The sequence below is a fragment of the Streptomyces sp. NRRL F-525 genome (assembly GCF_000716605.1).
Lineage (GTDB): Bacteria > Actinomycetota > Actinomycetes > Streptomycetales > Streptomycetaceae > Streptomyces.
The window spans coordinates 162,735-186,610 of the sequence record NZ_JNXE01000011.1 but is presented as its reverse complement, the minus strand read 5'-3'; the positions used below and the strand labels follow the sequence as shown (position 1 = coordinate 186,610).

General features: G+C 70.7%; 20 protein-coding genes. 9 read left to right on the top strand and 11 right to left on the bottom strand.

What is annotated here, in order from left to right; translation table 11 throughout:
• Positions 1-2: 2 nt before the first annotated feature.
• The 4 genes from OO69_RS18340 to OO69_RS18325 are packed head-to-tail and all read right to left on the bottom strand — an operon-like array spanning position 3 to position 4,345.
• On the bottom strand, positions 3-782 hold the full coding sequence (locus OO69_RS18340) for a CDP-alcohol phosphatidyltransferase family protein (RefSeq protein WP_078652469.1): 780 nt from the start codon (positions 780-782) through the stop codon (positions 3-5).
• Positions 760-1,821, bottom strand: coding sequence for an iron-containing alcohol dehydrogenase family protein (locus OO69_RS18335; protein WP_033281741.1), 1,062 nt, complete (start codon positions 1,819-1,821; stop codon positions 760-762). The genes OO69_RS18340 and OO69_RS18335 overlap by 23 nt, the downstream gene beginning before the upstream one ends.
• The gene (locus OO69_RS18330; protein ID WP_033281740.1) at positions 1,809-2,561 is read right to left on the bottom strand and encodes a sugar phosphate nucleotidyltransferase; all 753 of its coding nucleotides are present in this window, start codon (positions 2,559-2,561) and stop codon (positions 1,809-1,811) included. Before OO69_RS18330 ends, OO69_RS18335 begins: the two co-directional genes overlap by 13 nt.
• Positions 2,558-4,345, bottom strand: coding sequence for a DUF5941 domain-containing protein (locus OO69_RS18325; RefSeq protein ID WP_033281739.1), 1,788 nt, complete (start codon positions 4,343-4,345; stop codon positions 2,558-2,560). The genes OO69_RS18330 and OO69_RS18325 overlap by 4 nt, the downstream gene beginning before the upstream one ends.
• Before the next feature lie 276 nt (positions 4,346-4,621).
• Here OO69_RS18325 and galE point away from each other — a divergent pair, with 276 nt between their 5' ends.
• The 3 genes from galE to idi all read left to right on the top strand — a co-directional run bounded on the left by galE (position 4,622) and on the right by idi (position 7,511).
• Positions 4,622-5,593 carry a UDP-glucose 4-epimerase GalE gene (galE, locus tag OO69_RS18320; RefSeq protein ID WP_033281738.1) on the top strand — a complete coding sequence of 324 codons (972 nt, stop codon included), beginning with the start codon at positions 4,622-4,624 and terminating at the stop codon, positions 5,591-5,593.
• A gap of 135 nt (positions 5,594-5,728) precedes the next feature.
• Positions 5,729-6,667 (top strand): cation diffusion facilitator family transporter, encoded by a 939-nt coding sequence (locus OO69_RS18315; RefSeq protein ID WP_033281737.1) that lies wholly within the window; start codon positions 5,729-5,731, stop codon positions 6,665-6,667.
• A 250-nt stretch (positions 6,668-6,917) separates the two neighbouring features.
• Entirely contained in the window at positions 6,918-7,511 is a 594-nt protein-coding gene (gene idi, locus OO69_RS18310; RefSeq protein WP_033281736.1) for an isopentenyl-diphosphate Delta-isomerase, read from the top strand.
• A gap of 18 nt (positions 7,512-7,529) precedes the next feature.
• Here idi and OO69_RS18305 read toward each other — a convergent pair whose 3' ends face one another.
• The gene (locus OO69_RS18305) at positions 7,530-8,048 is read right to left on the bottom strand and encodes an ATP-binding protein (protein ID WP_051801093.1); all 519 of its coding nucleotides are present in this window, start codon (positions 8,046-8,048) and stop codon (positions 7,530-7,532) included.
• A 204-nt stretch (positions 8,049-8,252) separates the two neighbouring features.
• On the opposite strand from OO69_RS18305, the gene OO69_RS18300 reads away from it, so the two are divergent.
• Positions 8,253-9,011 carry an enoyl-CoA hydratase/isomerase family protein gene (locus OO69_RS18300; protein ID WP_033281734.1) on the top strand — a complete coding sequence of 253 codons (759 nt, stop codon included), beginning with the start codon at positions 8,253-8,255 and terminating at the stop codon, positions 9,009-9,011.
• On the opposite strand, the gene OO69_RS18295 is transcribed toward OO69_RS18300, so the two are convergent.
• Both OO69_RS18295 and OO69_RS18290 read right to left on the bottom strand, forming a co-directional pair.
• Positions 9,001-9,636, bottom strand: coding sequence for a DJ-1/PfpI family protein (locus OO69_RS18295; protein ID WP_033281733.1), 636 nt, complete (start codon positions 9,634-9,636; stop codon positions 9,001-9,003). The genes OO69_RS18300 and OO69_RS18295 overlap by 11 nt on opposite strands.
• A gap of 128 nt (positions 9,637-9,764) precedes the next feature.
• Positions 9,765-10,736, bottom strand: coding sequence for a GlxA family transcriptional regulator (locus OO69_RS18290; protein WP_033281732.1), 972 nt, complete (start codon positions 10,734-10,736; stop codon positions 9,765-9,767).
• Positions 10,737-10,849: 113 nt separating this feature from the next.
• Here OO69_RS18290 and OO69_RS18285 point away from each other — a divergent pair, with 113 nt between their 5' ends.
• The 3 genes from OO69_RS18285 to OO69_RS18275 all read left to right on the top strand — a co-directional run bounded on the left by OO69_RS18285 (position 10,850) and on the right by OO69_RS18275 (position 14,964).
• The gene (locus tag OO69_RS18285; protein ID WP_033281803.1) at positions 10,850-11,719 is read left to right on the top strand and encodes an SCO6745 family protein; all 870 of its coding nucleotides are present in this window, start codon (positions 10,850-10,852) and stop codon (positions 11,717-11,719) included.
• Between the two features lie 93 nt (positions 11,720-11,812).
• The gene (locus tag OO69_RS18280) at positions 11,813-14,200 is read left to right on the top strand and encodes a Tex family protein (protein WP_033281731.1); all 2,388 of its coding nucleotides are present in this window, start codon (positions 11,813-11,815) and stop codon (positions 14,198-14,200) included.
• A 134-nt stretch (positions 14,201-14,334) separates the two neighbouring features.
• Complete coding sequence (locus OO69_RS18275; protein WP_051801090.1) at positions 14,335-14,964, top strand: DinB family protein; 630 nt, start codon at positions 14,335-14,337, stop codon at positions 14,962-14,964.
• A 13-nt stretch (positions 14,965-14,977) separates the two neighbouring features.
• Here the strand turns inward: OO69_RS18275 and OO69_RS18270 are convergent, their stop codons facing one another.
• A complete protein-coding gene (locus OO69_RS18270) occupies positions 14,978-16,621 on the bottom strand; it encodes an ABC-F family ATP-binding cassette domain-containing protein (RefSeq protein WP_033281730.1) in 1,644 nt (547 codons plus the stop codon).
• 70 nt (positions 16,622-16,691) lie between these two features.
• Positions 16,692-17,717 carry a hypothetical protein gene (locus OO69_RS18265; protein WP_033281729.1) on the bottom strand — a complete coding sequence of 342 codons (1,026 nt, stop codon included), beginning with the start codon at positions 17,715-17,717 and terminating at the stop codon, positions 16,692-16,694.
• Positions 17,718-17,782: 65 nt separating this feature from the next.
• Between OO69_RS18265 and OO69_RS18260 the strand changes: the two genes are divergently transcribed.
• The gene (locus tag OO69_RS18260) at positions 17,783-18,742 is read left to right on the top strand and encodes an FAD-dependent oxidoreductase (RefSeq protein ID WP_199810974.1); all 960 of its coding nucleotides are present in this window, start codon (positions 17,783-17,785) and stop codon (positions 18,740-18,742) included.
• Between the two features lie 138 nt (positions 18,743-18,880).
• Here the strand turns inward: OO69_RS18260 and OO69_RS18255 are convergent, their stop codons facing one another.
• Positions 18,881-20,827: a Xaa-Pro dipeptidyl-peptidase gene (locus OO69_RS18255; RefSeq protein ID WP_033281800.1), complete on the bottom strand. Its 1,947-nt coding sequence runs from the start codon at positions 20,825-20,827 to the stop codon at positions 18,881-18,883.
• A gap of 192 nt (positions 20,828-21,019) precedes the next feature.
• Here OO69_RS18255 and OO69_RS18250 point away from each other — a divergent pair, with 192 nt between their 5' ends.
• Positions 21,020-22,507 carry a M1 family metallopeptidase gene (locus OO69_RS18250; RefSeq protein ID WP_033281728.1) on the top strand — a complete coding sequence of 496 codons (1,488 nt, stop codon included), beginning with the start codon at positions 21,020-21,022 and terminating at the stop codon, positions 22,505-22,507.
• Between the two features lie 99 nt (positions 22,508-22,606).
• On the opposite strand, the gene OO69_RS18245 is transcribed toward OO69_RS18250, so the two are convergent.
• On the bottom strand, positions 22,607-23,818 hold the full coding sequence (locus tag OO69_RS18245; protein WP_033281727.1) for an erythromycin esterase family protein: 1,212 nt from the start codon (positions 23,816-23,818) through the stop codon (positions 22,607-22,609).
• Positions 23,819-23,876: the final 58 nt, after the last annotated feature.

Sequence of the window (23,876 nt, the reverse complement as noted above, 5' to 3'; positions counted from 1 at the left end):
GCTCACTTCAGCCTGCTCGACGCGAGGATCGACACCAGGTGCAGCAGGGTCTGCAGCAGCGCGATGCCGGCCAGTACGGCGACGCCGAGCCGCGAGAAGTACAGGTCGCCGCGGATCTGGTCGACGATCGCGAGGACCAGGATCAGCAGGGTCGCCTCGATGCCGAGGATGAGCCGGTGGAACTTGAAGGCGGCGGCGGCCCGGCGGGCCAGCGCCATCCCGGAGGACCGCATCTCGGCCGCGGCCTCCTGGACCGGTGCCTTGCCGGTCTGGTGCCGGGCGACGCCGACCAGGTCGGTCTCGGCCTTGATGAGGATCGCGCCGAGCGCGGCCAGCGTCCCGAGGAAGGCCCACAGCCAGTCGATACGGCCGCTGCCGAACAGGTCGGCCGCGCGCAGCCCGAAGCCCACCAGCACGGCGGCGTCGGTCAGATAGGCGCCGACCCGGTCGAGGTAGACCCCGGCGAGCGAGTACTGCTTGCGCCAGCGGGCGATCTCGCCGTCGACGCAGTCCAGCAGCAGATACATCTGGACGCACACCACGCCGAGCACGGCGCCCGTGATCCCCGGCACCAGCAGCGCCGGGGCGGCGAGCACGCCGAAGACGGTCATCAGGTACGTGAGCTGGTTGGGCGAGACCCTGGTGTTCACCAGGTAGCGGTCGACCCGCAGAGACACCTCACGCATGTAGAGGCGTCCCATCCAGTGCTCACCGCTGCGCCGGTCCTTCACCCCAGCGGGGTGGACGACGGGACGGAGTTCAGCTACCGATGGCCTTGACATAGTCGGCGTAGATGTCCTTGATCTGGTCGGTTTTCAGGTCGAGGTGTTCGAGGATGGTGTAGCGGCCGGGGCGGGTCTCGGGGGCGAACTCCACGGCGCGGACGAACTCGTCCACCGTGAACCCGATCTCCTCCGGCAGCACCGGCAGTCCGTGCCGGCGCAGCACCTCGGCCATGTAGGCCGATTCCTCGTGGGCCCCGCGGAGGTACATGGCGAAGGCCGCGCCCAGTCCGCACTGCTCGCCGTGGGCGGCAGCGCGTTTGGGGAAGAGCAGGTCGAAGGCGTGGTTGATCTCGTGGCAGGCACCGGAGGACGGGCGTGAGTCGCCCGACACCGACATGGCGATACCGCTGAGGACGAGCGCCTCTGCCAGCACCTGGAGGAAGGCGTTGTCGCCGACCCCGCCCGGGTGGCGCAGCACGGCCTCGCCCGCCTGGCGTGCCATGGCCGCGGCGAGCCCGTCGATCTTCTCGCCCTTGACGCGGTTCGCGAGCTCCCAGTCCGCGATCGCGGAGATGTTGGAGATCGCGTCCCCGATGCCCGCCCGCACGAAGCGGACCGGTGCCTCACGGATCACGTCGAGGTCGATGACGACGGCGATCGGGTTCGGCACACCGTAGGAGCCGCGGCCCGCGTCGTTGTCGAGGGTCGCGACCGGCGAGCACAGGCCGTCGTGCGCGAGGTTCGTCGGTACGGCGACCAGCGGCAGGCCGATGCGCGCCGCGGCGAACTTGGCGCAGTCGATGATCTTGCCGCCGCCGAGGCCCACGACCGCGTCGTAGTGACCGGCCTTCATGTCGCCGGCCAGCCGGATCGCGTCATCCAGGGTGCCGCCGCCGACCTCGTACCAGGTGGCGCCGGGCAGGCTCGGTTCCAGGCGCGCGCGCAGCCGGGCGCCGGAGCCGCCACTGACGGCGACCGCGAGCCGGCCGGAGTGCGAGACGCGCTGGTCGGCGAGGACACCGGCCAGGTCGTCGAGGGCACCCGGGCGGATGTCCACGACGACGGGCGAGGGAATCAGCCGGGTCAGTACAGGCACGCGATCTCCCGACCCTTGGCCAAGTCGTCGTGGTTGTCGATCTCGACCCACTTGACGTCGCCGATCGGGGCCACGTCGATCCGGAAGCCGCGGTTCACGAGCTCCTGGTAGCCGTGCTCGTAGAACTGCTGCGGGTCGGTCTCCCACACGGTCTTGAGCGCGTCGGCGAGTTCGGCGGTGGCGTCGCCCTCGATGAGGGTGACGCCGATGTACTCACCGGTCGCCTCGGCGGGATCCATCAGCTTGGTGATCTTCGTCATGCCCTTGGCGGGGTCGACGACGACCTTCATCTCCTCGTCCGCAAGGGACTTGACGGTGTCCAGCGCGAGGATGATCTTCTTGCCGTCGCCGCGGGCGGCCAGCAGCGTGCGCTCGACGGAGACCGGGTGGACGGTGTCGCCGTTGGCGAGGATCACGCCGTCCTTGAGCGCGTCACGTCCGCACCAGAGGGAGTAGGCGTTGTTCCACTCCTCGGCCTTGTCGTTGTCGATGAGGGTGAGCTTGAGGCCGTACTTCGCCTCGAGGGCCGCCTTGCGCTCGTAGACGGCCTCCTTGCGGTAGCCGACGATGATCGCGACCTCGGTCAGACCGATCTCGGCGAAGTTGCCGAGGGTGAGGTCCAGGACCGTCGGTTCGCCCTCTATACCCGCGGGCCCCACCGGCACCAGAGCCTTGGGAAGGCTGTGGGTGTAGGGGCGCAGACGCCGTCCGGCGCCGGCCGCCAGCACGAGGCCGATCATGCGGGTTCTCCTTCATCGTGTACGGCGGGCGCCCCTGCGGACACCCAGAAGCGGATGCTCTCGACGAGCACCAGCAGGGCCACGGCCACGGCCAGGACCGTGAGCGCGACCGTGAACTGCGACGCGGTGAGCGCGGCGGCGAGAACGGTGACGAGCAGCGTCCGCCCTTCGTGCCCCCCGATGGCGCGCACCAGCCAGGCCGGAGACGCCCCGGCATTGCCGCGGATGCGGTACACCGTGTCGTAGTGATGGTAGGCGACGGCGGCCACCAGGCCGAAAGCCGCCGGCAGTGCTCCGTTTACCTCCGCTTCAGCCGCGAGGATGAGGACGGTGCAGTATTCGGCCGCCCGAAAGAACGGGGGGACCAGCCAGTCGAGGGAGCCCTTGAGGGGGCGGGCGACGGCTGCCGCGGAGAAAAGGACGTAGAGCACGGCACACACGACGTTCTGCCAGCCGGCACCCCACAGAAGCGCCGAACCCGTCACCAGGACGGCACCGAGGGCGGCGACGACGACCGCCACGCGCGCGTATGTCTTCCCCGGGCGCACCAGCAGGTGGGCCAGCGGCCCGCTGTCCGCCAGGTCCGCCAGCGCCTGTGCCGCCCGGTCCGTCCGGGTCGCCCTGCGGGTCAACGAGCGCAGCACCCGGCCCGCCGTCGTGTACGTCGCCGCGAAGGCGCAGCCGACGAGGAGGACGTAGAAGGTGATGCGGGGGGTCGTCGCGGCCGTGAGGACGGCGATCATCGCCCATCGTTCGCCGATGGGCAGCACTATCATCCGGCGCAGCCAGACCGTCCAGCCGACGCTGTCGAGCTTGTCGGAGAGGGCGGCGGTGGGGCTGGTGTTGGCCGTGGCGTCGTGGTTGGCCTCGGTGAAGGAGAAGTCCACGACGTGCCGACAGGTCTGCAGGATCATCGCGCCGAGTGCCAGCGCCCATACGTCGTCGCCGCTCCGGGCCGCTCCGAGCGCGAGGCCCGCGTAGTAGGCGTACTCCTTGGCGCGGTCGAAGGTGGCGTCGAGCCAGGCGCCGAGCGTGGAGTACTTCAGGGCGTAGCGGGCGATCTGTCCGTCGACGCAGTCGAGGACGAAGGAGCACAGGAGCAGTACGCCGGCCACGACGTAGCCGGCCCGGGTCCCGGTGGCCGCGCTGCCGGCCGCGATGAGCGCGGTGAGCAGGGACGCGGTGGTGACCTGGTTCGGGGTGAGGCCGTGGCGGGCGCACCAGCGCGCGATGTAGCGGGAGTACGGGCTGATGAAGTGGGTGGTGAAGAAGCCGTCGCGGGACTTCACGGCCGACTTCAGGCGTACGGCCTCGTCGTCGACGGCGGCCACCGCCTGGCGTGCCTCGTTGCGGGCCTGCGGGTCGGCGGGGACCGTGGCGACGAGGCTGCCCAGCTCGGGGCGGTGCACGGCGCAGCCGTCGGCGTCGAGGGCGGTGACGACGCGGTCGGCGAGGTTGTCGAGGAGGGTCGTGCCGCCGCCGGCCGAGTGCTCGCGGGCGACCGCGCGGGTCAGGGCCTGGCGTCCGGCCGGCTGGGCGGTGACGGCCCCCGGTACCGCGGCGAGCGGGAAGCGGGGGTCGGTGAGGCCCAGGCGCAGCGCGTGCGGGTGGCCGACGAAGCGGGCGTCCACCACGGCGACCCGCTGGTCACCGGGGACCGCCGCGAGGAGCGTCTCCGCCTCGGTGGTGTCGGCGGCGGTCCGGACGTCGAAGCCGAGCGACCGCAGATCGCCCTCGATCGACGATCCGGGGACCGGCTGACCGGTGAGGATGGCGGTCGGCAACCGAACTCACTCCCTGGGTCCGACGCTCGGGCGCCGGTCATGTGCATGGTGGTGGCGCCCTTCGGGTGGCACCCGGGCGGCATGTCGGCAGAGGCTATCGGATGCTCTCAAGCCCGTGTTCACCGGCCGTTCATGGCCCGATCAACACGGTCTGCCAGCGCCTCCGCCGAGATCATCATCGGGGATTCGGGGCCCGGCCGACAAACCGCACCTGTCAGACCGGGCATCGCGGGACATTGCGGAGGCCCTCTCCGTATCCACATAGGGTGAATGCCCATGACCTGGCTGATCACCGGCGGAGCCGGATACATCGGGGCCCATGTGGCACGGGCGATGGCGGACGCCGGAGAGCGTGTCGTCGCCCTGGACAACCTCTCCGCGGGAAACCCCGCACGCCTCCCTACGGACGTCCCGCTCGTCCACGGCTCGTCCCTGGACGGCGACCTCCTGAAGCGGGTCTTCGCCGGGCACGAGGTGACCGGGGTCGTGCATCTCGCCGCACGCAAGCAGGTCGCCGAGTCCGTGGCACGGCCGACGTACTACTACCGGGAGAACGTCGGCGGCCTGGCGACCCTCCTGGACGCGGTCGCCGAGGCCGGTATCGAGCGGTTCGTGTTCTCGTCCTCGGCGGCGGTCTACGGCGACCCGGGCGTCGACCTGATCACCGAGGACGCCCCGTGCGCGCCGGTGAACCCGTACGGCGAGACCAAGCTCACCGGTGAGTGGCTGGTCCGGGCGGCGGGCGCGGCGCACGGCATCGGCACGGTGTGCCTGCGCTACTTCAACGTGGCGGGCGCGGCCGCGCCGGAGCTGGCCGACACCGGGGTTTTCAACATCGTCCCCATGGTCTTCGACCGGCTCACCCGCGACGAGGCGCCGCGGATCTTCGGCGACGACTACCCGACCCCGGACGGCACCTGTATCCGCGACTACATCCACGTGGTCGATCTCGCCGAGGCCCATCTGGCGGCGGCCCGGCAACTGGCCGGCGGGGGCGCGAGCGGTGACCTGACGGTCAACATCGGCCGCGGGCAAGGGGTTTCGGTCCGCGAGCTGGTCACGGTGATCGGCGAGGTCACCGGGGACCGGCGGCCGGCCGTCGTCGAGGGGCGGCGCCCCGGTGACGCGCCGCGCGCGGTCGCCTCCGCCGAGCTGGCCGCCGTAGAGCTGGGGTGGTCGGCTCGGCGTGGGGTGCGGGAGATGGTGGAGTCGGCGTGGCAAGGGTGGCGGCTGCACCACGGCATGTGAACTTAGGCTGCCCTGACCTGCGGTTTGTTTGTGCAGGTCAGGGCATATGACAACGGTGTTCAGTGCCGCGTTGCCCGATACCCCCCACCCGTAGTTCACTGTGATCCGGAGCAGTAATCAGGAGGGCGGCTTCCCATGGGGGCAGGGCACGACCACGGGCATTCTCACGGTGTTCCCGTCACCGGTACGGCGGCGGCCGCGTACCAGGGGAGGCTGCGGATCGCGCTGGGGATCACGATCACCGTGATGGTGGTCGAGGTCGTCGGCGGGCTGCTCGCGGACTCCCTCGCGCTCATCGCGGACGCGGCCCACATGGCGACGGACGCACTGGGCCTCGGCATGGCGCTGCTCGCCATCCACTTCGCGAACCGGCCGGCCGTCGGCAACCGCACCTTCGGTTACGCCCGCGCGGAGATCCTCGCCGCGCTCGCCAACTGCCTGCTGCTGCTCGGCGTCGGCGGTTACGTCCTGTACGAGGCGGTCCAGCGGTTCGTCACGCCCGCCGACACCGAGGGCGGGCTGACCATCGTGTTCGGTCTGATCGGCCTGGTCGCGAACATGATCTCCCTCACGCTGCTGGTGCGCGGCCAGAAGGACAGCCTGAACGTGCGGGGCGCGTTCCTGGAGGTCGCCGCGGACGCGCTGGGCTCCCTCGCGGTGATCATCTCGGCCGTGGTGATCCTGACCACGGGCTGGCAGGCCGCCGACCCGATCGCCTCGCTCGCCATCGGCCTGATGATCGTGCCGCGCACCCTGAAGCTGCTGCGCGAGACCCTGGACGTGCTGCTGGAGTCGGCCCCCAAGGACGTCGACATGCAGGACGTGCGCGCCCACATCCTGGCCCTGGACGGGGTCGAGGACGTCCACGATCTGCACGCGTGGACGATCACCTCGGGCATGCCGGTGCTCTCCGCGCACGTGGTCGTCCGCTCGGACGTGCTGAACGCCATCGGCAACGAGAAGATGCTCCACGAACTCCAGGGCTGCCTCGGCGACCACTTCGACGTGGAGCACTGCACCTTCCAGCTGGAGCCCCGCGGACACGCGGAGCACGAGGCGAAGCTGTGCCACTGACGTTCCCATGAGGCCCGCATGAAGCCCGTGCGAGGCCTGCATGAAGCCCGCGTGAGGCCCGTACAGCCTCCACACTGACCGAAATCGACCGGTTTCGCGGGCGTGCGGCCCGCTGCCGCGCGCCCGTGTCCTCACTTCCGCGCCCCACCCCCCGACGGTTCCGTCGTCGCCGCGCCGGGCACGATGAACTGCCGGGAGTGCCGGATTCGTACGGCAGACTTGGCCTTGAGGACCGATGTGAAGGATGGGTATGCCGACCACACCTGCCACCGCGACGCACAACTCGTCGAACGGCACCGCTGACGCGATCTTGCTCGAACTGGTCGACGAGAGCGGCGTGACGATCGGCACCGCCGAGAAGCTCACCGCCCATCAGCCGCCGGGGCAGCTGCACCGCGCCTTCTCCGTCTTCCTCTTCGACGAGCAGGGCCGACTGCTGCTCCAGCAGCGGGCGCTCGGCAAGTACCACTCCCCCGGTGTGTGGTCCAACACCTGCTGCGGTCACCCCTACCCCGGCGAGGCGCCCTTCGCGGCGGCGGCCCGGCGGACGTTCGAGGAGCTGGGGGTGTCCCCGTCGCTGCTCGCGGAGGCGGGCACGGTGCGCTACAACCACCCGGACCCGGACTCGGGCCTGGTGGAGCAGGAGTACAATCACCTCTTCGTCGGCCTGGTGCAGTCGCCGCTGCGGCCGGACCCGGAGGAGGTCGGCACGACCGCGTTCGTGACCCCCGCCGAACTGGACGAACGGCACGCGAAGGACACCTTCTCGTCCTGGTTCATGACGGTGCTGGACGCGGCCCGCCCGGCGGTCCGGGAGCTGACGGGCCCGTCCGCGGGCTGGTGACCTCCTCGGCTACGGCACCTACGCGGGCTTGAGCGGCAGGGCGGCCCAGATCACCTTGCCGCCGCTCGCCGTGTGCTCGACGTCGCAGACGCCGCCCGCCTCCCGGGTCACCTCGCGCACCAGGAGCAGTCCCCGGCCGCCGGTCTCGTCGTGGTCGGCGACCAGGGCGGTCGGGCGGTAGGGGTGGTTGTCCTCGACGGACACCCGCACCCACTCGGCGCCGACGGCGACCTCCACGGCGAGGGTCGGCGACAGCAGCACCGCGTGCCGGACCACGTTGGTGACCAGCTCGGAGACGATCAGCAACAGCCCCTGCAGCAGCTCGTCCGAGAGGGGCACGCCCTGCCGGAAGAGCAGGTCCCGTACGGCGTGTCGTGCCTGCGGGACGGAGGCGTCGACGGCGGAGGCGGTGAAACGCCAGACTCCCTCGTACGGCAGCGGATCCGGCGGGGCGGGAGCGGGATCCGGGGCGGGATCCGGGGGATCGTCTCTGCCGCCTTCTGGGCGCGGGTCCGACCCACGCCCGTGGTTCTCCATCGTCCGGTCGCCACCCTTGCGCTCGATTGTCACCACCCGACGAGTGTTGGCGTGGACCCGCGCCACCCCGGATGACTGAACAGAAGTCAGCAGGTATCGGACGCTTTCTGATCGTTTCTGCGTGGCCCGATCGCCTGTGGGACCGCCCCTGTTCCTCTCGTGCCGACTTCGCGAACTCTTCGGGTTGTACGTAGCATCCGGCGCATGGAGCCCCGCCTGCTGCACGACGTCACCGACTCGGTCGCCACGGTCGTCGTCCACCACCCCGGCAAGCGCAACGCGATGACCGCCGAGATGTGGCGCTCGCTGCCGCCGCTGCTCGACACGCTCGCCGCCGATCCGGGCGTACGGGCGCTCGTGCTGACCGGTGAGGGCGGGACGTTCTGTGCCGGGGCGGACATCTCGACGCTGAGGGAGTCGGCGCGTGAGGCGCAGGGGCTGGCGGTGCTCGCGGAGGAGGCGCTCGCGGCCTTCCCGAAGCCGACGCTCGCGACGATCCGGGGTCATTGTGTGGGCGGCGGGGCGCAGTTGGCGGCGGCCTGTGATCTGCGGTTCGCGGAGGAGGGCGCGCTGTTCGGGGTGACTCCGGCGAAGCTCGGGATCGTGTATCCGGCGTCCGCGACACGGCGGTTGGTGTCGCTGGTGGGGCCGGGTACCGCCAAGTACCTGCTGTTCTCCGGCGAGTTGATCGACGCGGAACGGGCGCTGCGCACCGGGTTCGTCGACGAGTTGCTCCCCGGGGGCGAACTCGCCAAGCGGGTCGCGGAGTTCACCCGGGTGCTGGTGTCCCGCTCGCAGTTGACTCAGGCGTCGGCGAAGGAGTTCGCCAACGGGCGTACGGACAGGGACGGTTACTGGGCCGAGCAGATGCGCGGCAGCGGCGACACCGCGGAGGGAGTCGCGGCGTTCCTGGAGCGCCGGGTGCCGCGCTTCACCTGGACCGCGTCCGGGACTACGTCGTGATGAACCGGCTGTTCGCCCGGAACCTCTCCACGAGATGCGCGGGAGCCTTCTGCGGGGACCCCGCGTCATAGGGCGGCTGCGGGTCGTACTCGGTCAACAGCTGTACGGCCTGGGCGTGTTCGTCACCGGCGATCCGGCCGAGCAGGGTGAGCCCCATGTCGATGCCGGAGGAGACCCCGGCCGCGGTGACGTACTTCCCGTCGGTCACGACCCGCTCCCCCGTCGGCTCGACACCGAACCGCTTCAGCTGCTCCAGCGCCAGCCAGTGGGAGGTCGCCCGGCGCCCCTCCAACAGCCCGGCGGCGGCCAGCAATAGGGAGCCCGTGCACACCGAGGTCGTCCAGGTGCTGGTGGCGTCGGCGGTGCGCAGCCAGTCCAGGAGAGTCGCGTTGTCCATCTGCGGGGTCTGACCTGGGCCGCCCGGGACGACCACGATGTCGGGGGTCGGCACGTCGGCGAGGGTGCGGTCGGCGACGAGTGCCAGGTTGCCGCTCTCGTTGCGGACCGGGCCGGCCGCTTCGGCGACGAAGACGGTTTCGGCGCCGGGTAGGCGGCCGAGGGTTTCGTAGGGGCCGATGGCGTCGAGGGCGGTGAAGCGGTCGAAGACGACGATGGCGATCTGCATCGGGGCCTTTCGTGTTCGGTGCTCGGTGGGGTGGGTTTTGTGGGGCAGGTGGTTCGTTCGCTGCGGGGCGGTGGGGGCTTGGCGCGCAGTTCCCCGCGCCCCTGAAGGGCGCTGTCCGCATGCCGCGTTCAGCGAGTGGGTGTTGCCCGTGTGCTCTGTGTCGGGTGGAAGCGGCGGCGGTACTCCGTCGGGGCCGTGCCGAGGGTTTTGAGGAAGGCTCGGCGCATGGACTCGGGGGTGCCGTAGCCGCTGGCTCGAGAGATCTGCTCGATGCCGTCGGCGGTGTCCTCCAGGAGGCGGCGGGCGTGTTCGAGGCGGACGCGGTCGACGTAGCGGCCGGGGGTCATGCCGGTCTCGGACTGGAAGGCGCGGGCGAAGTGGCGGGGCGAGAGGCGGGCGCGGGCGGCGAGGGACTCGACGCTCAGGTCGTCGTCGGGGTGTTCGGTGATCCACTGCTGGACCTCACGGAGAGGCTCCCGCTGGGCCGTCTGGGCGGCGAGCTGGGCGCTGAACTGGGCCTGGTTCCCCGGCCGGCGCAGGAACACGACCAGGTGGCGGGCGATGGTCAGCGCCGTGTCCCGGCCCAGGTCCTCCTCGACCAGGGCGAGGGCGAGATCGATGCCCGAGGTGACGCCGGCTGAGGTGGAGACGGGTCCGTCGCGGACGTAGATCGGGTCGGGGTCGACCTCGACGGCGGGGTGGTCGCGGGCGAGTTTCGCGCAGTACGCCCAGTGCGTCGTGACTCTGCGACCGTCCAGGAGGCCCGCCTCGGCGAGCAGGATCGCCCCGGTGCACACGGAGACCAGTCGCTCCGCGCGCGGCCCGTGTGTGCGCAGCCAGGCGGTCAGGCGCGGGTCCGGGGCGCGCGTGCCCCGGCCGCCGGGGACGAGGAGCGTGTGCGGGGCGGGCGCGTGGGCGAGGGACGAGTCCGGTACGACGGTCAGGCCGCTGGAGGTGCGTACCGGGGCGCCGTCCAGGGAGGCCGTACGGATGCGGTAGGTCCCGGGGGATTGGGTCTCGGCGCCCGCGAAGACCTCCACCGGACCGGTGACATCGAGGCTCTGCACGTCGTCGAAGAGGACCACCAGGACGGTTCGCATGCCGTCGATTCTTCGCGTACCCCGCGATGGCCGCAATGACGGGTACCCCACCTTTCCTGCCATCCGGTGCCCACCCCTGGAGCCCGTACCGACCAGTCGGTAACGTGACCGTCATGACTACTGCCGCCGTCGATCCCCGTGCCGGGCGCCGCTGCCACAACGCGCTCAACTCCCTGCACGCCACGCTCTACTTCTCGCCCGACCTGGGGAAGGAGTTCGGCGCCCTCGGAGTCACGCACCCCGGGGCCGTCAACTTCGCCGTGCGGGCGGCGGCGATGGGGGCCGTCGGTCCCGGCACGGTGACGGCGACCTTCTACAACTACAAGTACGACCTCGTGGCCCAGCATGTGCCCGCCGTCTGGGAAACCGCCTCCCCGGAGCAGTGCCTCGACGCACGCGCGCGTGCCGTCGACGCGACCCTGCGGCGCCTGCTCGGCGAGGACGCGATCGCGTCGGAGGAGATGGCGGAGGCCGCGCGACTGGCGCTGCGGGCGAGTGAAGCGTGCTCGCGTCCCGCCCGGCCCCTGTACGCCGCCCACGCCGATCTGCCGGTCCCCGAAGAACCGCACCTCGCCTACTTCCACGCGGCCACCCTGCTGCGCGAGCACCGCGGCGACGGTCACCTGGCCGCCCTGATGTCCGCCGGGCTCGACGGTCTGGAGGCCGTGGTCACCCACACCGCGACCGGCAAGGGCATGGCCCCGAAGTGGGTGTTCGGCACACGCGGGTGGAACCAGGAGGAGTGGGACGCCGCTTCGGGACGGCTCCGGGAGCGCGGGTTGCTCGACGGGGACGGTGAGTTGACGGAGGCTGGCATCGCGCTGCGCGCCTGGATCGAGGCGGAGACCGACCGGCTGGACCGGGCACCGTACGAGCACCTGGGCGCCGAAGGGGTCGTACGTCTGACCGAACTGGCGACCGGGTTCGCGCGGCGCGCGCTCGCCGCCGGGGCGTTTCCCCGGGATCTGCTCGGCAAGAGCTAGGCGCCGGACCCGCAGGACGGCGCCCTGATCCCCGGTTGTCGGTGTCACCTGCCACAATTGCCGCGCAACCTCAGTGGAGAAGGCGGTACGGGCGTGACGACACCCCTCGTAGGGTCCATCGAAGGCAGGATCGCCGAGGAGCTCGGCGTACGGGAGCGGCAGGTGAGGGCTGCCGTCGAGCTGCTCGACGGCGGTTCGACGGTGCCCTTCATCGCCCGCTACCGCAAGGAAGCGACCGAGATGCTCGACGACGCGCAGCTGCGCACGCTCGAGGAACGGCTGCGCTATCTGCGGGAGCTCGAGGAGCGGCGGACCGCGATCCTCGAATCGGTGCGCGAACAGGGCAAGCTCACCGAGGAGTTGGAGGCGCAGATCCGGGCGGCGGAGACGAAAGCGCGCCTTGAGGACATCTACCTTCCCTACAAGCCCAAGCGGCGGACGAAAGCCCAGATCGCGCGCGAGGCGGGCCTGGAGCCGCTCGCGGAGGGGCTGTTGGGCGATCCGAGCGTGGAACCGCTGGCCGCGGCCGCCGCGTTCGTCGACGCCGACAAGGGTGTCGCCGATCCGCAGGCCGCCCTCGACGGCGCGCGGGCGATCCTCACCGAGCGGTTCTCGGAGGACGCCGACCTGATCGGCGAGCTGCGTGAGCGGATGTGGGGGCGCGGGCGCCTCGCCGCGAAGGTGCGCGACGGCAAGGAGGAGGCGGGCGCCAAGTTCGCCGACTACTTCGACTTCTCGGAGCCGTTCACCGCGCTGCCCTCGCACCGCATCCTCGCGATGCTGCGCGGCGAGAAGGAGGACGTCCTCGATCTCGTCCTGGAGCCCGAGGAGGACACCGAGGGGCCTTCCTCCTACGAGGGGATGGTCGCCCACCGCTTCCAGGTCTTCGACCGGGGCCGTCCCGGTGACAAATGGCTTCAGGACACGGTCCGTTGGGCCTGGCGCACCCGCATCCTCGTGCACCTCGGCATCGACCTGCGGCTGCGGCTGCGCACGGCCGCCGAGGACGAGGCGGTCAACGTCTTCGCCTCGAACCTGCGGGACCTGCTGCTCGCCGCACCGGCCGGTACGCGCGCGACGCTGGGCCTGGACCCCGGTTTCCGTACGGGCGTGAAGGTGGCCGTCGTCGACGCGACCGGCAAGGTCGTGGCCACGGACGTGATCTACCCGCACGTCCCGGCCAACAAGTGGGACGACGCCCTCGCCAAGCTGGCCCGCCTCTCCGCACAGCACTCGGTCGAACTGATCGCGATCGGCAACGGCACGGCGTCCCGCGAGACCGACAAGCTCGCCGGTGAACTCATCACCAAGCAACCGGAGTTGAACCTCACCAAGGTGATGGTCTCCGAGGCCGGCGCGTCCGTGTACTCGGCGTCCGCGTTCGCCTCGCAGGAACTGCCCGACATGGACGTGTCGTTGCGCGGCGCCGTCTCCATCGCGCGCCGACTCCAGGACCCGCTCGCCGAGTTGGTGAAGATCGACCCCAAGTCGATCGGGGTCGGCCAGTACCAGCACGACCTGTCCGAGGTGAAGCTGTCGCGTTCGCTGGACGCGGTGGTCGAGGACTGTGTGAACGGCGTCGGCGTGGACGTCAACACGGCCTCCGCGCCGCTGCTTTCACGCGTCTCCGGCATCACCTCCGGCCTCGCCGAGAACATCGTGTCGCACCGCGATGCCAACGGCCCGTTCAAGTCCCGCACCCAGCTGAAGAACGTGGCGCGGCTCGGCCCGAAGGCGTACGAGCAGTGCGCGGGCTTCCTGCGCATCCGGGGTGGGGACGACCCGCTCGACTCCTCCAGCGTGCACCCCGAGGCGTATCCGGTGGTGCGGCGGATGGTGAAGACGGCGGGCAGCGAGGTCGCTTCGCTGATCGGCAACACGTCGGTGCTGCGGTCGTTGAAGCCGACCGAGTTTGTGGACGAGACGTTCGGTCTGCCCACCGTGACCGACATCCTGAAGGAGCTGGAGAAGCCGGGGCGTGACCCTCGGCCCGCGTTCAAGACGGCCACGTTCAAGGACGGCGTCGAGAAGATCTCCGACCTCGCGCCCGGGATGGTTCTGGAGGGGGTCGTCACGAACGTCGCGGCGTTCGGGGCGTTCATCGATGTCGGGGTCCACCAGGACGGGCTCGCCCACGTTTCCGCCCTGTCGAAGACGTTCGTCAAGGACCCGCGGGATGTGGTGAAGCCGGGGGACATCGTCAAGGTGAAGGTGCTTGACGTCGACATCCCTCGGAAGCGGATCTCGTTGACGTTGCGGCTGGACGACGAGGCGGCGGCCTCCGGCGGGGAGCGGCGGCAGCAGGGTGGGGGTGGCGAGCGGCGGCAGCAAGGCGGTGGGCGCCCGCCGCAGCAGCGGCAGCAGCGGCAGGGGGGTCAAGGCGGCGGGTCTCGGCAGGCGGCTCCGGCGCCGGGGAACAGTGCGATGGCCGATGCTCTGCGCAAGGCGGGGTTGTTGGACCCGGGTAAGAAGAAGCGCTGACGGCTTCGCCGGTCAGGTTGTGGGGAGCTGCGGGCCGGTGGGGGCTGGTCGCGCAGTTCCCCGCGCCCCTGGGTGGGTAGCGTTCGGCGGTGAAAATGGGTGGACGTCGATCGTCTCGCCGACAGACTGGGGGCATGAACCCACCGGACTTCAAAGCCGATCTGCGTGTCTTTCTGCAGGACTCTCGTGACGCGCTGGTGTGGAAGCTGGAAGGGCTGTCGGAGTACGGCATCCGGCGGCCGATGACGTCGACCGGCACCAATCTGCTGGGGCTGGTCAAGCATCTGGCCGGGGCCGAGGCGTTCTACTTCGGGACGGTGTTCGGGCGGCCGGTCGACGGGCCGGAGTTGTGGATCGCGGGGGACGCCGAGCCGAACGCGGATCTGTGGGCGACGCCGGACGAGACACGCGAGCAGATCGTCGGGGACTACCGGCGGATCTGCGCCCACTCGGACGCGACGATCGAGGCACTCCCCCTGGACGCGATCGGCCGCATTCCCGGAGAAAGGGGCACCGAACTCACCCTGCACCGCACCCTCGTCCACATGACCTACGAGACATCCCGCCACGCGGGCCACGCCGACGTCGTACGGGAACTCATCGACGGGACGGTGGGGCAGCGCGTCGGCGGCACCAACATGGCGCCGGGCGACGCGAGTTGGTGGGCGGAGCACCGGAACCGGGTGGAGCAGGCCGCCATCCTTAAGGGGCGCGGGGAACTGCGCGACCAGCCCCCACCGACCCACAGTGAACAAACAACCTGAACTTCACCGTTGCTCAGCGCTGCTCCGTCACCTTCCCGTCCGCCACCTCCAGCCGCCGAGTCACCTGAACCGCGTCCAGCATCCGGCGATCATGGGTCACCAACAGCAGCGTGCCCTCGTACGCATCGAGCGCCGACTCCAGTTGCTCGATGGCAGGCAGGTCCAGGTGGTTCGTCGGCTCGTCCAGGACCAGGAGATTCACCCCGCGCCCCTGGAGCAACGCTAGAGCGGAACGGGTCCGCTCCCCCGGGGACAGGGTCCCGGCCGGCCGCATCACGTGATGTGCCTTGAGCCCGAACTTGGCCAGCAGCGTACGGACTTCAGCGGGCTCGGTGTCCGGCACGGCCGCACAGAACGCGTCGAGCAGGGACTCCGTACCGTGGAACAGCTGCCGGGCCTGGTCGACCTCGCCCACCAGGACACCGGAGCCGAGCGAAGCCTGCCCCGCGTCCAAGGGGATACGCCCGAGCAGCGCACCGAGCAGCGTCGACTTGCCCGCACCGTTCGCGCCGGTCACCGCGACCCGGTCCGCCCAGTCGATCTGCAGGGACACCGGCCCGAAGCTGAAATCGCCCCGCCGTACCTCCGCGTCCCGCAGCGTCGCGACGACCGCGCCGGAGCGGGGCGCGGACGCGATCTCCATCCGCAGCTCCCACTCCTTGCGGGGCTCCTCGACGACATCGAGGCGTTCGATCATCCGCTGGGTCTGCCGCGCCTTCGCCGCCTGCTTCTCGCTCGCCTCGCTGCGGAACTTGCGGCCGATCTTGTCGTTGTCGTTGTTCGCCTTGCGGCGGGCGTTCTTGACGCCCTTGTCCATCCAGCCGCGCTGCATCTGCGCCCGGTCCTGGAGCGCGGTGCGCTTGTCGGCGTACTCCTCGAAGTCGTCGCGGGCGTGCCGCCGTGCCACGTCCCGCTCCTCCAGGTACGCCTCGTAACCGCCGCCGTAGAGGTTGATCTGGTTCTGGGCCAGGTCGAGTTCGAGGACCTTGGTGACCGTGCGGGTGAGGAACTCGCGGTCGTGCGACACGACGACCGTGCCCGCGCGCAGGCCGGAGACGAAGCGTTCGAGGCGCTCCAGGCCGTCGAGGTCCAGGTCGTTGGTGGGCTCGTCGAGGAGGAAGACGTCGTAGCGGGAGAGGAGGAGGGAGGCGAGGCCCGCGCGCGCCGCCTGGCCGCCGGACAGGGACGTCATCGGCTGGTCCAGGTCGATCGCCAGGCCGAGCGAGTCGGCGATCTCCTCGGCCCGTTCGTCGAGGTCCGCGCCGCCGAGGTCGAGCCAGCGCTCCAGGCTCGTCGAGTACGCGTCGTCGGCGCCGGGCGCTCCGTCGACCAGGGCCTGGGTGGCCTCGTCCATGGTCCGCTGGGCCTCGGCGACTCCCGTGCGGCGCGCGAGGAACGCGCGCACGCTCTCGCCGGGGCGCCGATCCGGCTCCTGCGGGAGGTGGCCCACGGTCGCCGCCGGCGGGGAGAGGCGCAGTTCGCCCTCCTCGGGGGCGAGGAGCCCGGCGAGCATCCTGAGGAGGGTGGACTTGCCCGCGCCGTTGGCACCGACAAGGCCGATCACATCGCCGGGGGCGACGACGAGGTCGAGCCCGGTGAACAGGGCGCGGTCGCCGTGTCCGGCGGCGAGATTCTTGGCGACGAGAGTGGCAGTCATCAGACCGCCGATCCTAATCGGTCCCCTTCGCCGTCCGCGCCACGGATTTCCTCCGTCCGCGCCGCGGTTCTCACCGCGCCATCGCCTCCACCAGCACGCTCCCGGTCGTCCGCGCCACGACGAAGGACTCCCCCTTCACCGCCTTCGCGTCCAGGGCGATGCGGTGGCGGCCGGCTTCCAGGACACCGTCGAAGACATCCCGCGTGTGGCTGCGGTACAGGCGGTCGAGACGGTACGCCGTGACGCGCACCCGGCACGGCGAGGTGACCTCGATGCCCGCCTCGCCGTCGGCCACGACCAGGCGGGTCAGGCGGTGCTGGTCGGCGGGGCGGCGGTCCAGGGCGTGTTCGATCTGGGCGACGAGGAGCGGGACGATCGGCGCGAGGCCGTCGACGTACGCCACGTCGACCCCGGCACGCTCGAACTCGGCCCGTACAGCGGCCCGTTGCTCCTCCGTGACGGCCCGGCCGAACGCTACGGCGCCGTAGCCGCGGAGTTCGTCGGCGGGGACATGGGTCGCGTCGCCGGTGATGTCGGCGCCGATGCCGATCGCGCGCAGAGCGGCGGCGAGCTTGGCGAGGACGGCGACGCGGGCGCCGATCAGCAGGACGCGGCGCCTGGCGACCGGGGGCTCGGTGCCGTCGACGAGGGAGTCGAGGGCCGCGCGGTACTCGGCTCCGGCGAAGCGGAAGGGCCCTATGCCGTGGTAGCCGTTGCGCTCCAGGTCGGCGTGTTCGTCGGTCTGCCAGGCGAAGTCGCGCCAGATGTAGTCGGCGCCGTCCCGCTGGATGACGGCGGTGACCGCGCCGCAGGCCAAGTCCTCGCACTCGGGGCAGCCGTAGATGACGTAGCGGCCGCCCTTCAGGGGTGGGTCCGTCTCCAGGAGGAGGCTGCGGACCTGGGCGGTGAAGATCGCCGGGGGGACGTCGGAGGCGAGCGGGGAGACGGCGTCCAGGTCGGTGAGCCGGAACAGCAGCGGGCGGCCGTCGACGATGAAGTCGACGAAGTCGCGGTGCACCTGGTAGCCGCCGTCCGCGAGGACTTCACCGGCACGCATCGCCGGTGCCAGGCCGAAGGCGGCGTATTCGGCAGACATGCTGTGAGTATCCCCAGCGCGCGGGGATCTGAGCACCGCATGGCGTATTCCGCTACCGTCCGCGCATGGAGAGCGGCGTGAGTGGCGATGTGATCGTGGTCGGCGGGGGCGTCATCGGGTTGACGACGGCGGTCGTGCTGGCGGAGCGCGGTGCCCGGGTGCGGGTGTGGACGCGGGAGCCGGTCGAGCTGACGACCTCGGCGGTCGCGGGCGCGCTGTGGTGGCCGTACCGGATCGAGCCGGAGGTACTCGTCGGTGAGTGGGCGCTTCAATCCCTTGTCGTGTACGAGGAGTTGGCGGCGCGGCCCGAGGAGACGGGCGTACGCATGGTCGAGGGTGTACAGGGTGAGACGCGGCTGGACGAGCTGGGGCCGTGGGCGGCCCGGGTGCCGGGGCTGCGGCCGGCGCTGGCCGAGGAGTACGCGGGCGGCGGGCTGTGGGCGCGGTTGCCGCTGATCGACATGCCGGCCCATCTGCCATGGCTGCGGGGGCGGTTCCTGGAGCTGGGCGGGACGGTCGAGGAGCAGTCCGTGGTGGATCTGACGGAGGTGCCGGCGGCCGTCGTGGTCAACTGCACGGGGCTTGACTCCCTGGACCTCGTGCCCGATCGCTCGGTGCGGCCGGTGCGGGGGCAGTTGGTCGTCGTGGAGAACCCGGGGATCACGACCTGGCTGACGTCCGTCGACCACTCGGCGGACACGTCCACGTACTTCTTCCCGCAGCCGGGCGGGCTGATCCTGGGCGGCACGGCCGAGGAGGACGCCTGGTCGATGACGCCCGACCCCGCGACCGCCGAGGCGATCATCGCCCGCTGCGCGGCGATACGGCCGGAGATCGCCGACGCGCGGGTGCTGGAACACCGGGTGGGACTGCGGCCCGCGCGGCCCTCGGTGCGGCTGGAGCGTGAAGTACTGCGGGACGGGCGGGTGTTGGTGCACAACTACGGTCACGGTGGGGCGGGGATCACGGTGGCGTGGGGGTGTGCGCGGGAGGCCGCGGGGCTGGTGGAGGCGGGCGCGAGGTGAGGGGTCGCGCTGTCGGTCGGGGGCGGGGAGGGTGTCCGGTGGAAGCGTGACACTTTCTCTTGAAGTGTCACACTTCCACCGGGAGGGTGTCGGGTCCGCCGACATCGGCATCGACGAGGGGCCGGGACGGGTTACTCCTTACGGCACCCGCTGGACCCTGCTCGGTGCGCGCACGCCGTCGAGTGTCGTGGCCGCCGGTGCGCCGGTGGCCGTAGCGCCCGCCGTGGCCTTCGCAAACGCCGACGCGCCCCCGACGAGCGGGAGTTGGGCCGCGGTGCGGGACAGGTTCAGGGTGAGGGTCGGGGTGGTGGACGGCGGATCGATGAGGTCCTTGTCCGTGCCCGCGACGATCAGGGCGAGGCGGTGTCCGGCCGGGACGACGTGGTCGGTCGCCGCCAGGTCGAGGGTGATGGTGTACGCCTTGCCCGGGGTGAGCGGTACGCCCTTCGTGGCGGAGGCGTAGTTGCCGAGGTCGGCCCAGCCGCGGCTGACGACGTTGTAGTCGACTGCCTTGGTCTTGGCCTGGGTTGCCAGGAAGCAGGCGCTGTCACCGGCCGTGCTCTCGCCCCAGCAGGTGCGGTTGGTGAGCGTGGTGATGCCCTCGGCCGAGTCGGCGTAGTCACGGATGGTGTCGGGGCCGACATCCACAAGTACCGCCGACAGATGGGCCGTTGAGGTCGTGGGCGTCGCGGTGACGGTCACCTTCGAGGAACCCGACAGGCGCAGGCCCTTCGTGAGCGGCCCGGTGACGAAACCGGCCTTGTCCGCCGTCGGCTTGTCGATCGCGGCAGCCCAATCGGTCTCGCTCTCCTGGGGGTTGTCGGTGAACGTCTCGGTGCCCGCGCCGGTGCGGAGGCCGAGCGTGCCGACTCCGGCCTGGGTGCCCTGCGCCGGGTGGAGGGTGGTCGTCGCGGTGCCGCTCGGCGGCCAGACGGCGTCCGTGGTCCAGTGGTCCGGGGTCCGCTCGATGTCGGCCATCGGCGCGCGGTCGATTCCGTTGTCGTAGCCGAGGAGTTCGTGGTCGAACCAGCGGTGCAGGGTGTCCACGAAGTCGGCGCGACGGTAGTCGAAGGGGTCGACATGGCCGGTCTGGGAGAGCCAGATCTTGCGCTCGACGCCGTTCTTGGCGAGGGCGTCCCACCACTGGCCGAAGTTCTTGGTGCGGACGTTGAGGTCCTGCATGCCATGCACCAGGAAGACGCTGGCCTTGACCTTGCCCGCGTCCTTCACGTAGTCGCGCTCGGTCCACAACGGGGTCCAGTCGCCGGTGCGCGGGGCGCCGTCGACGAGTTTCTTCTGTACGGCCGCGCACTTGGCCTGCGCGTCGGGGCTCTCGACGGCGTCGGACAGCCAGTCGGGTCCTGAGTCGTAGAGCGGGGCGCCCTTGGCGAAGTAGTAGTCGTACCAGGAGGAGATGGAGCTGATCGGGACGATCGTCTTCAGGCCCTTCACGCCGGTGGCGGCGACGCCGTTGGCTATGGTGCCGTCCCAGCTCTTGCCGATCATTCCGGTCGTGCCGTTGGTCCAACTCGCCTGCGAGCGAACGGTTCCGGTGCGGGTGGTGTACGCCTTGGCGCGTCCGTTGAGCCAGTCGACGACGGCCTTCGCGGACTGGATGTCGGAGCGGCCGCCGACGTCGACGCAGCCGTCGGAGCGGTTGGTGCCGGCGAGGTCGACGCCGACGAAGGCGTAGCCGCGGGGCACGAAGTAGTTGTCGTAGAAGAGCGGCATCTGGACAACGTCGCCGCTGGCGTCGTACGTCTTCAGCTGGCTCTCGTTGCCGCGTCCGCAGCAGGAGTAGTAGGGGCTGGCGTCCATGATGACGGGGACTTTGCGGCCCTGGCGGGCGGGTTCGCTCGGCCGGACGATGTCGACGGCGACCCGGTCGGTCTTCCCGTCACCGTCGCCGTCGAGTCCGGTGTCCACCCAGACGGCCTCCCGGATGGCGTTCGCGTAGGAGTAGACGGGTTGACTCTCCTGCGGAGCGCTCTGGGCCGCTGTCGGGGTGAGGAAGGCGGCCAGGAGGGCGGCGATCGCCGCGGTCGCGAGCGATCTCCAGATCGTGAAGCGCGTGCGTTTCGGCATGCGCGGACGGTACATCGGTCAACTCCCGCGCAGGAAGAGGCACTCGGGGTCGTGACGGCCGAATGGCGATCGTGTGACAGGAGGGGCCGTGGACAGGCGCGGGGCCACAGGGGGTGAATAGGCTCCGTACAGACTTCGTGGACCCCCACGGCTCTCCGGACTTCTCGTGGAGCCCTACGACTTGGAGTTCTCGTGCACCGCAGAATCATCGCGCCGGGCGCACTCGCGGCGGCCTCCCTCATGCTGGCGATCCCGGCGTCGGCGGCAAGCTACTCCCCCGGCGCTCCGGGCATCGGCGACCCCTATTACCCGTACTACGGCAACGGCGGATACGACGTCTCGCACTACGACCTCAGGCTCCAATACCAGCCCGCCACCGACGAGTTGGCGGGCACGGCGACGATCCTCGCGAAGACCACGCAGGACCTGTCGCGGTTCAACCTGGACTTCCTCCTCGACGTCAGCGAGATCCGGGTCAACGGCGCGGCGGCGACGTTCGCGACCTCCGGCCAGCACGAGCTGGAGATCACCCCGAAGACCCCGCTGCCGAAGGGCACGCCGATCACGGTCGTGGTCCGCTACAGCGGAGTGCCGTCCACGAAGAGCGCGTACGGCTTCAACACCTGGCACCGCACCCCGGACGGCGCGGTCGCGGCGGACGAGCCCGAGTCCGCGTGGTGGTGGTTCCCGAGCAACGACCACCCGAGCGACAAGGCGACCTACGACGTGTCGGTCGCGGTGCCGGACGGCACCCAGGCGATCTCCAACGGCACGCTCCAGTCGACGAGTTCACAGCTCGGCTGGACCCGCTACAACTGGCGCCAGAACAAGCCGCAGGCCACCTATCTCGCCACGCTCGCCCTCGGCAAGTTCGACATCACGACCAGTACCTCCGACGGCGGCGTCCCCGTCATCAACGCCTACAGCAAGGACCTCGGCGACAACGACGGCTCCGCGCGGGCGAGCGTCGAGCGCACCGGCGAGATCGTCGACTGGCTGAGCGGCTACTTCGGCAAGTATCCGTTCAGCTCGGCCGGCGGGTACGTCCCCAACACGACCACCGGGTACGCGCTGGAGACCCAGACCCGCGTCTACTACAGCCAGAAGCAGTTCGCGAACGGCGCCAACACCTCTGTCGTGGTGCATGAGTTGGCCCACCAGTGGTACGGCGACGACGTGTCGCTGAAGGGCTGGAAGGACATCTGGATCAACGAGGGCTTCGCGCGCTACGCGCAGTGGCTCTGGTCCGAGCACGAGGGCGAGGGCACGACACAGCAACTCGCCGACTACGTCTACGCCTCGCACCCGGCGGACGACGCGTTCTGGACGATCGCGCCGGGCGACCCCGGCCCGGAGAACCAGTTCGAGCTTCCGGTCTACGACCGGGGTGCGCTGGCCATCCAGGCGCTGCGCAACGAGGTCGGCGACGACGCGTTCTTCGCCATCCTGAAGGGCTGGCCGAAGGAGCACGCCTACGGCAACGCGTCCGTCGCGGACTTCCGGGCCTACGCCGAGCAGGTGTCGGGGAAGTCGCTGGGCGCGCTCTTCGACACATGGCTGTTCCAGCCGACCAAGCCGGCGGCTCCGGCGGCGCGGAGCGCGTCGATCTCGAAGGCGGGTGTAGATCCGGTACAGCCGAAGTCGTGGAAGAAGATCGCGGCTACGAACGACGTGCACTAAGCGTCTGCCGGGTTCGGTGGCGGGGGGCTGCGGGCCTGTTGTAGCTGGGCGCGCAGTTCCCCGCGCCCCTGAAGGGGCGCTCTCCTGGACCTGCCGAAATCAGCCGCCCTTGCCGGCAGCCGTGTCCTTGACGAACACGATCCCGTCTATGCCGGCCAGGTGCGCGGGGTCCAGCGGGGCGTAGCCGTACCAAGGGGACTCGCGAGGGGCGAGCGTCGCGTCGGCGAGCGCGGCGGCCAGTCGGCCGGAGTCGACGAGGCAGCGCTCCTGCGGGAGCGCGTACAGCAGCCCCTCCACCGTGTCCGGTGGCGGGGCGCCGACCCCTTGGTGAGGGATCGTGCCGAGGGCCGTGGCCAGGAAGGCGTACTCCTCGCCCAGGCCGGCGGCGACGATCGCGCCGGCGCTCCACCACTCCACCGGCGGGCCGCCCATCCTCATCATGCTCCTGTTCCGCTGGAGGTGGCCGTTGTGGGCGTGCACCAGCGTCGGGGTCCGTTCGGCGAGGGCGAGCAGGTTGGCGGCCATCATCGCGTCGCGCTGGGCGATCAGCCGTGCCATGCGGCTCGGTGACGGGTCGGCCATCGAGGAGTGGTAGCGCAGCAGCCCGACGGCGGTACGCCCGTACAGGCGCGCCCGGTGCCACTCGTCCGGTGTGGACGTCGCGACCAGGTGCGGTGTCTGCGTGTCGAGCAGGGTCACCAAGTCGTCGGCGAGCAGGCGGAGTTGACCGGCTTCGAAGGTCTGCCCGACAGACCGGGACGGGTCCGTCATCACGGCGGTGTCGGTCCACCGGTCATCGGCGCCGAGCAGTTCGTCGAGGGTCTCCGCCATGTGGGGAAGGAGGGCGGAGTCGACCCTGGCGGCGAGGTAGGTGTGGAGTGCGGTGAGGGCCCGCCTCGGGCTCGCGGCGCCGGTGATCTCCAGCGGGCCGTCGAAACCGGCGAACCGCACCCGCTCGGCCCCGGGCCGGCCGTCGTTGTACGCGCGCATCCAGCGCACCAGTTCGCGGTTGGGCCCGAACGCGCCCCACCCGTGGCTGAAGCCGCGCTCCATGACCTCGTCGAGGGTGCCGGTGCCCGAGGTGACGTAGTCGTCGACGACCAGGCCCATCAGGCAGTCGCTCTCGATGGCGATCGTCCGGTAGCCCTCTCGCTCGACGAGGTGGCGGAAGAGTTCGTTGCGCACGTCGAGCAGCACGTCCTCGCCGTGGGTGGGCTCCCCCAGGGCGAGCAGCCGCGGCCTGCTCGGGAGCAGTCCCATGACGGCGGCGGGGTCGACGGCGTGGACGGCATCTGCGATCCCAGGAGTCATGCCTTAAACGGTATCGTTGACGCAACGGTTGAAACTTTTGGTCGACAACGGCAGGACA

Excerpts from the sequence above, each read along its gene's own strand:
- galE (WP_033281738.1), top strand. The coding sequence starts at position 4,622 with ATGACCTGGCTGATCACCGGCGGAGCCGGATACATCGGGGCCCATGTG.
- OO69_RS18340 (WP_078652469.1), bottom strand. The coding sequence starts at position 782 with ATGTCAAGGCCATCGGTAGCTGAACTCCGTCCCGTCGTCCACCCCGCT.
- OO69_RS18245 (WP_033281727.1), bottom strand. The coding sequence starts at position 23,818 with ATGACTCCTGGGATCGCAGATGCCGTCCACGCCGTCGACCCCGCCGCC.
- OO69_RS18295 (WP_033281733.1), bottom strand. The coding sequence starts at position 9,636 with ATGCAGATCGCCATCGTCGTCTTCGACCGCTTCACCGCCCTCGACGCC.
- OO69_RS18285 (WP_033281803.1), top strand. The coding sequence starts at position 10,850 with ATGACTACTGCCGCCGTCGATCCCCGTGCCGGGCGCCGCTGCCACAAC.
- idi (WP_033281736.1), top strand. The coding sequence starts at position 6,918 with ATGCCGACCACACCTGCCACCGCGACGCACAACTCGTCGAACGGCACC.
- OO69_RS18315 (WP_033281737.1), top strand. The coding sequence starts at position 5,729 with ATGGGGGCAGGGCACGACCACGGGCATTCTCACGGTGTTCCCGTCACC.
- OO69_RS18290 (WP_033281732.1), bottom strand. The coding sequence starts at position 10,736 with ATGCGAACCGTCCTGGTGGTCCTCTTCGACGACGTGCAGAGCCTCGAT.
- OO69_RS18305 (WP_051801093.1), bottom strand. The coding sequence starts at position 8,048 with ATGGAGAACCACGGGCGTGGGTCGGACCCGCGCCCAGAAGGCGGCAGA.
- OO69_RS18265 (WP_033281729.1), bottom strand. The coding sequence starts at position 17,717 with ATGTCTGCCGAATACGCCGCCTTCGGCCTGGCACCGGCGATGCGTGCC.
- OO69_RS18270 (WP_033281730.1), bottom strand. The coding sequence starts at position 16,621 with ATGACTGCCACTCTCGTCGCCAAGAATCTCGCCGCCGGACACGGCGAC.
- OO69_RS18260 (WP_199810974.1), top strand. The coding sequence starts at position 17,783 with ATGGAGAGCGGCGTGAGTGGCGATGTGATCGTGGTCGGCGGGGGCGTC.
- OO69_RS18300 (WP_033281734.1), top strand. The coding sequence starts at position 8,253 with ATGGAGCCCCGCCTGCTGCACGACGTCACCGACTCGGTCGCCACGGTC.
- OO69_RS18330 (WP_033281740.1), bottom strand. The coding sequence starts at position 2,561 with ATGATCGGCCTCGTGCTGGCGGCCGGCGCCGGACGGCGTCTGCGCCCC.
- OO69_RS18275 (WP_051801090.1), top strand. The coding sequence starts at position 14,335 with ATGAACCCACCGGACTTCAAAGCCGATCTGCGTGTCTTTCTGCAGGAC.
- OO69_RS18255 (WP_033281800.1), bottom strand. The coding sequence starts at position 20,827 with ATGCCGAAACGCACGCGCTTCACGATCTGGAGATCGCTCGCGACCGCG.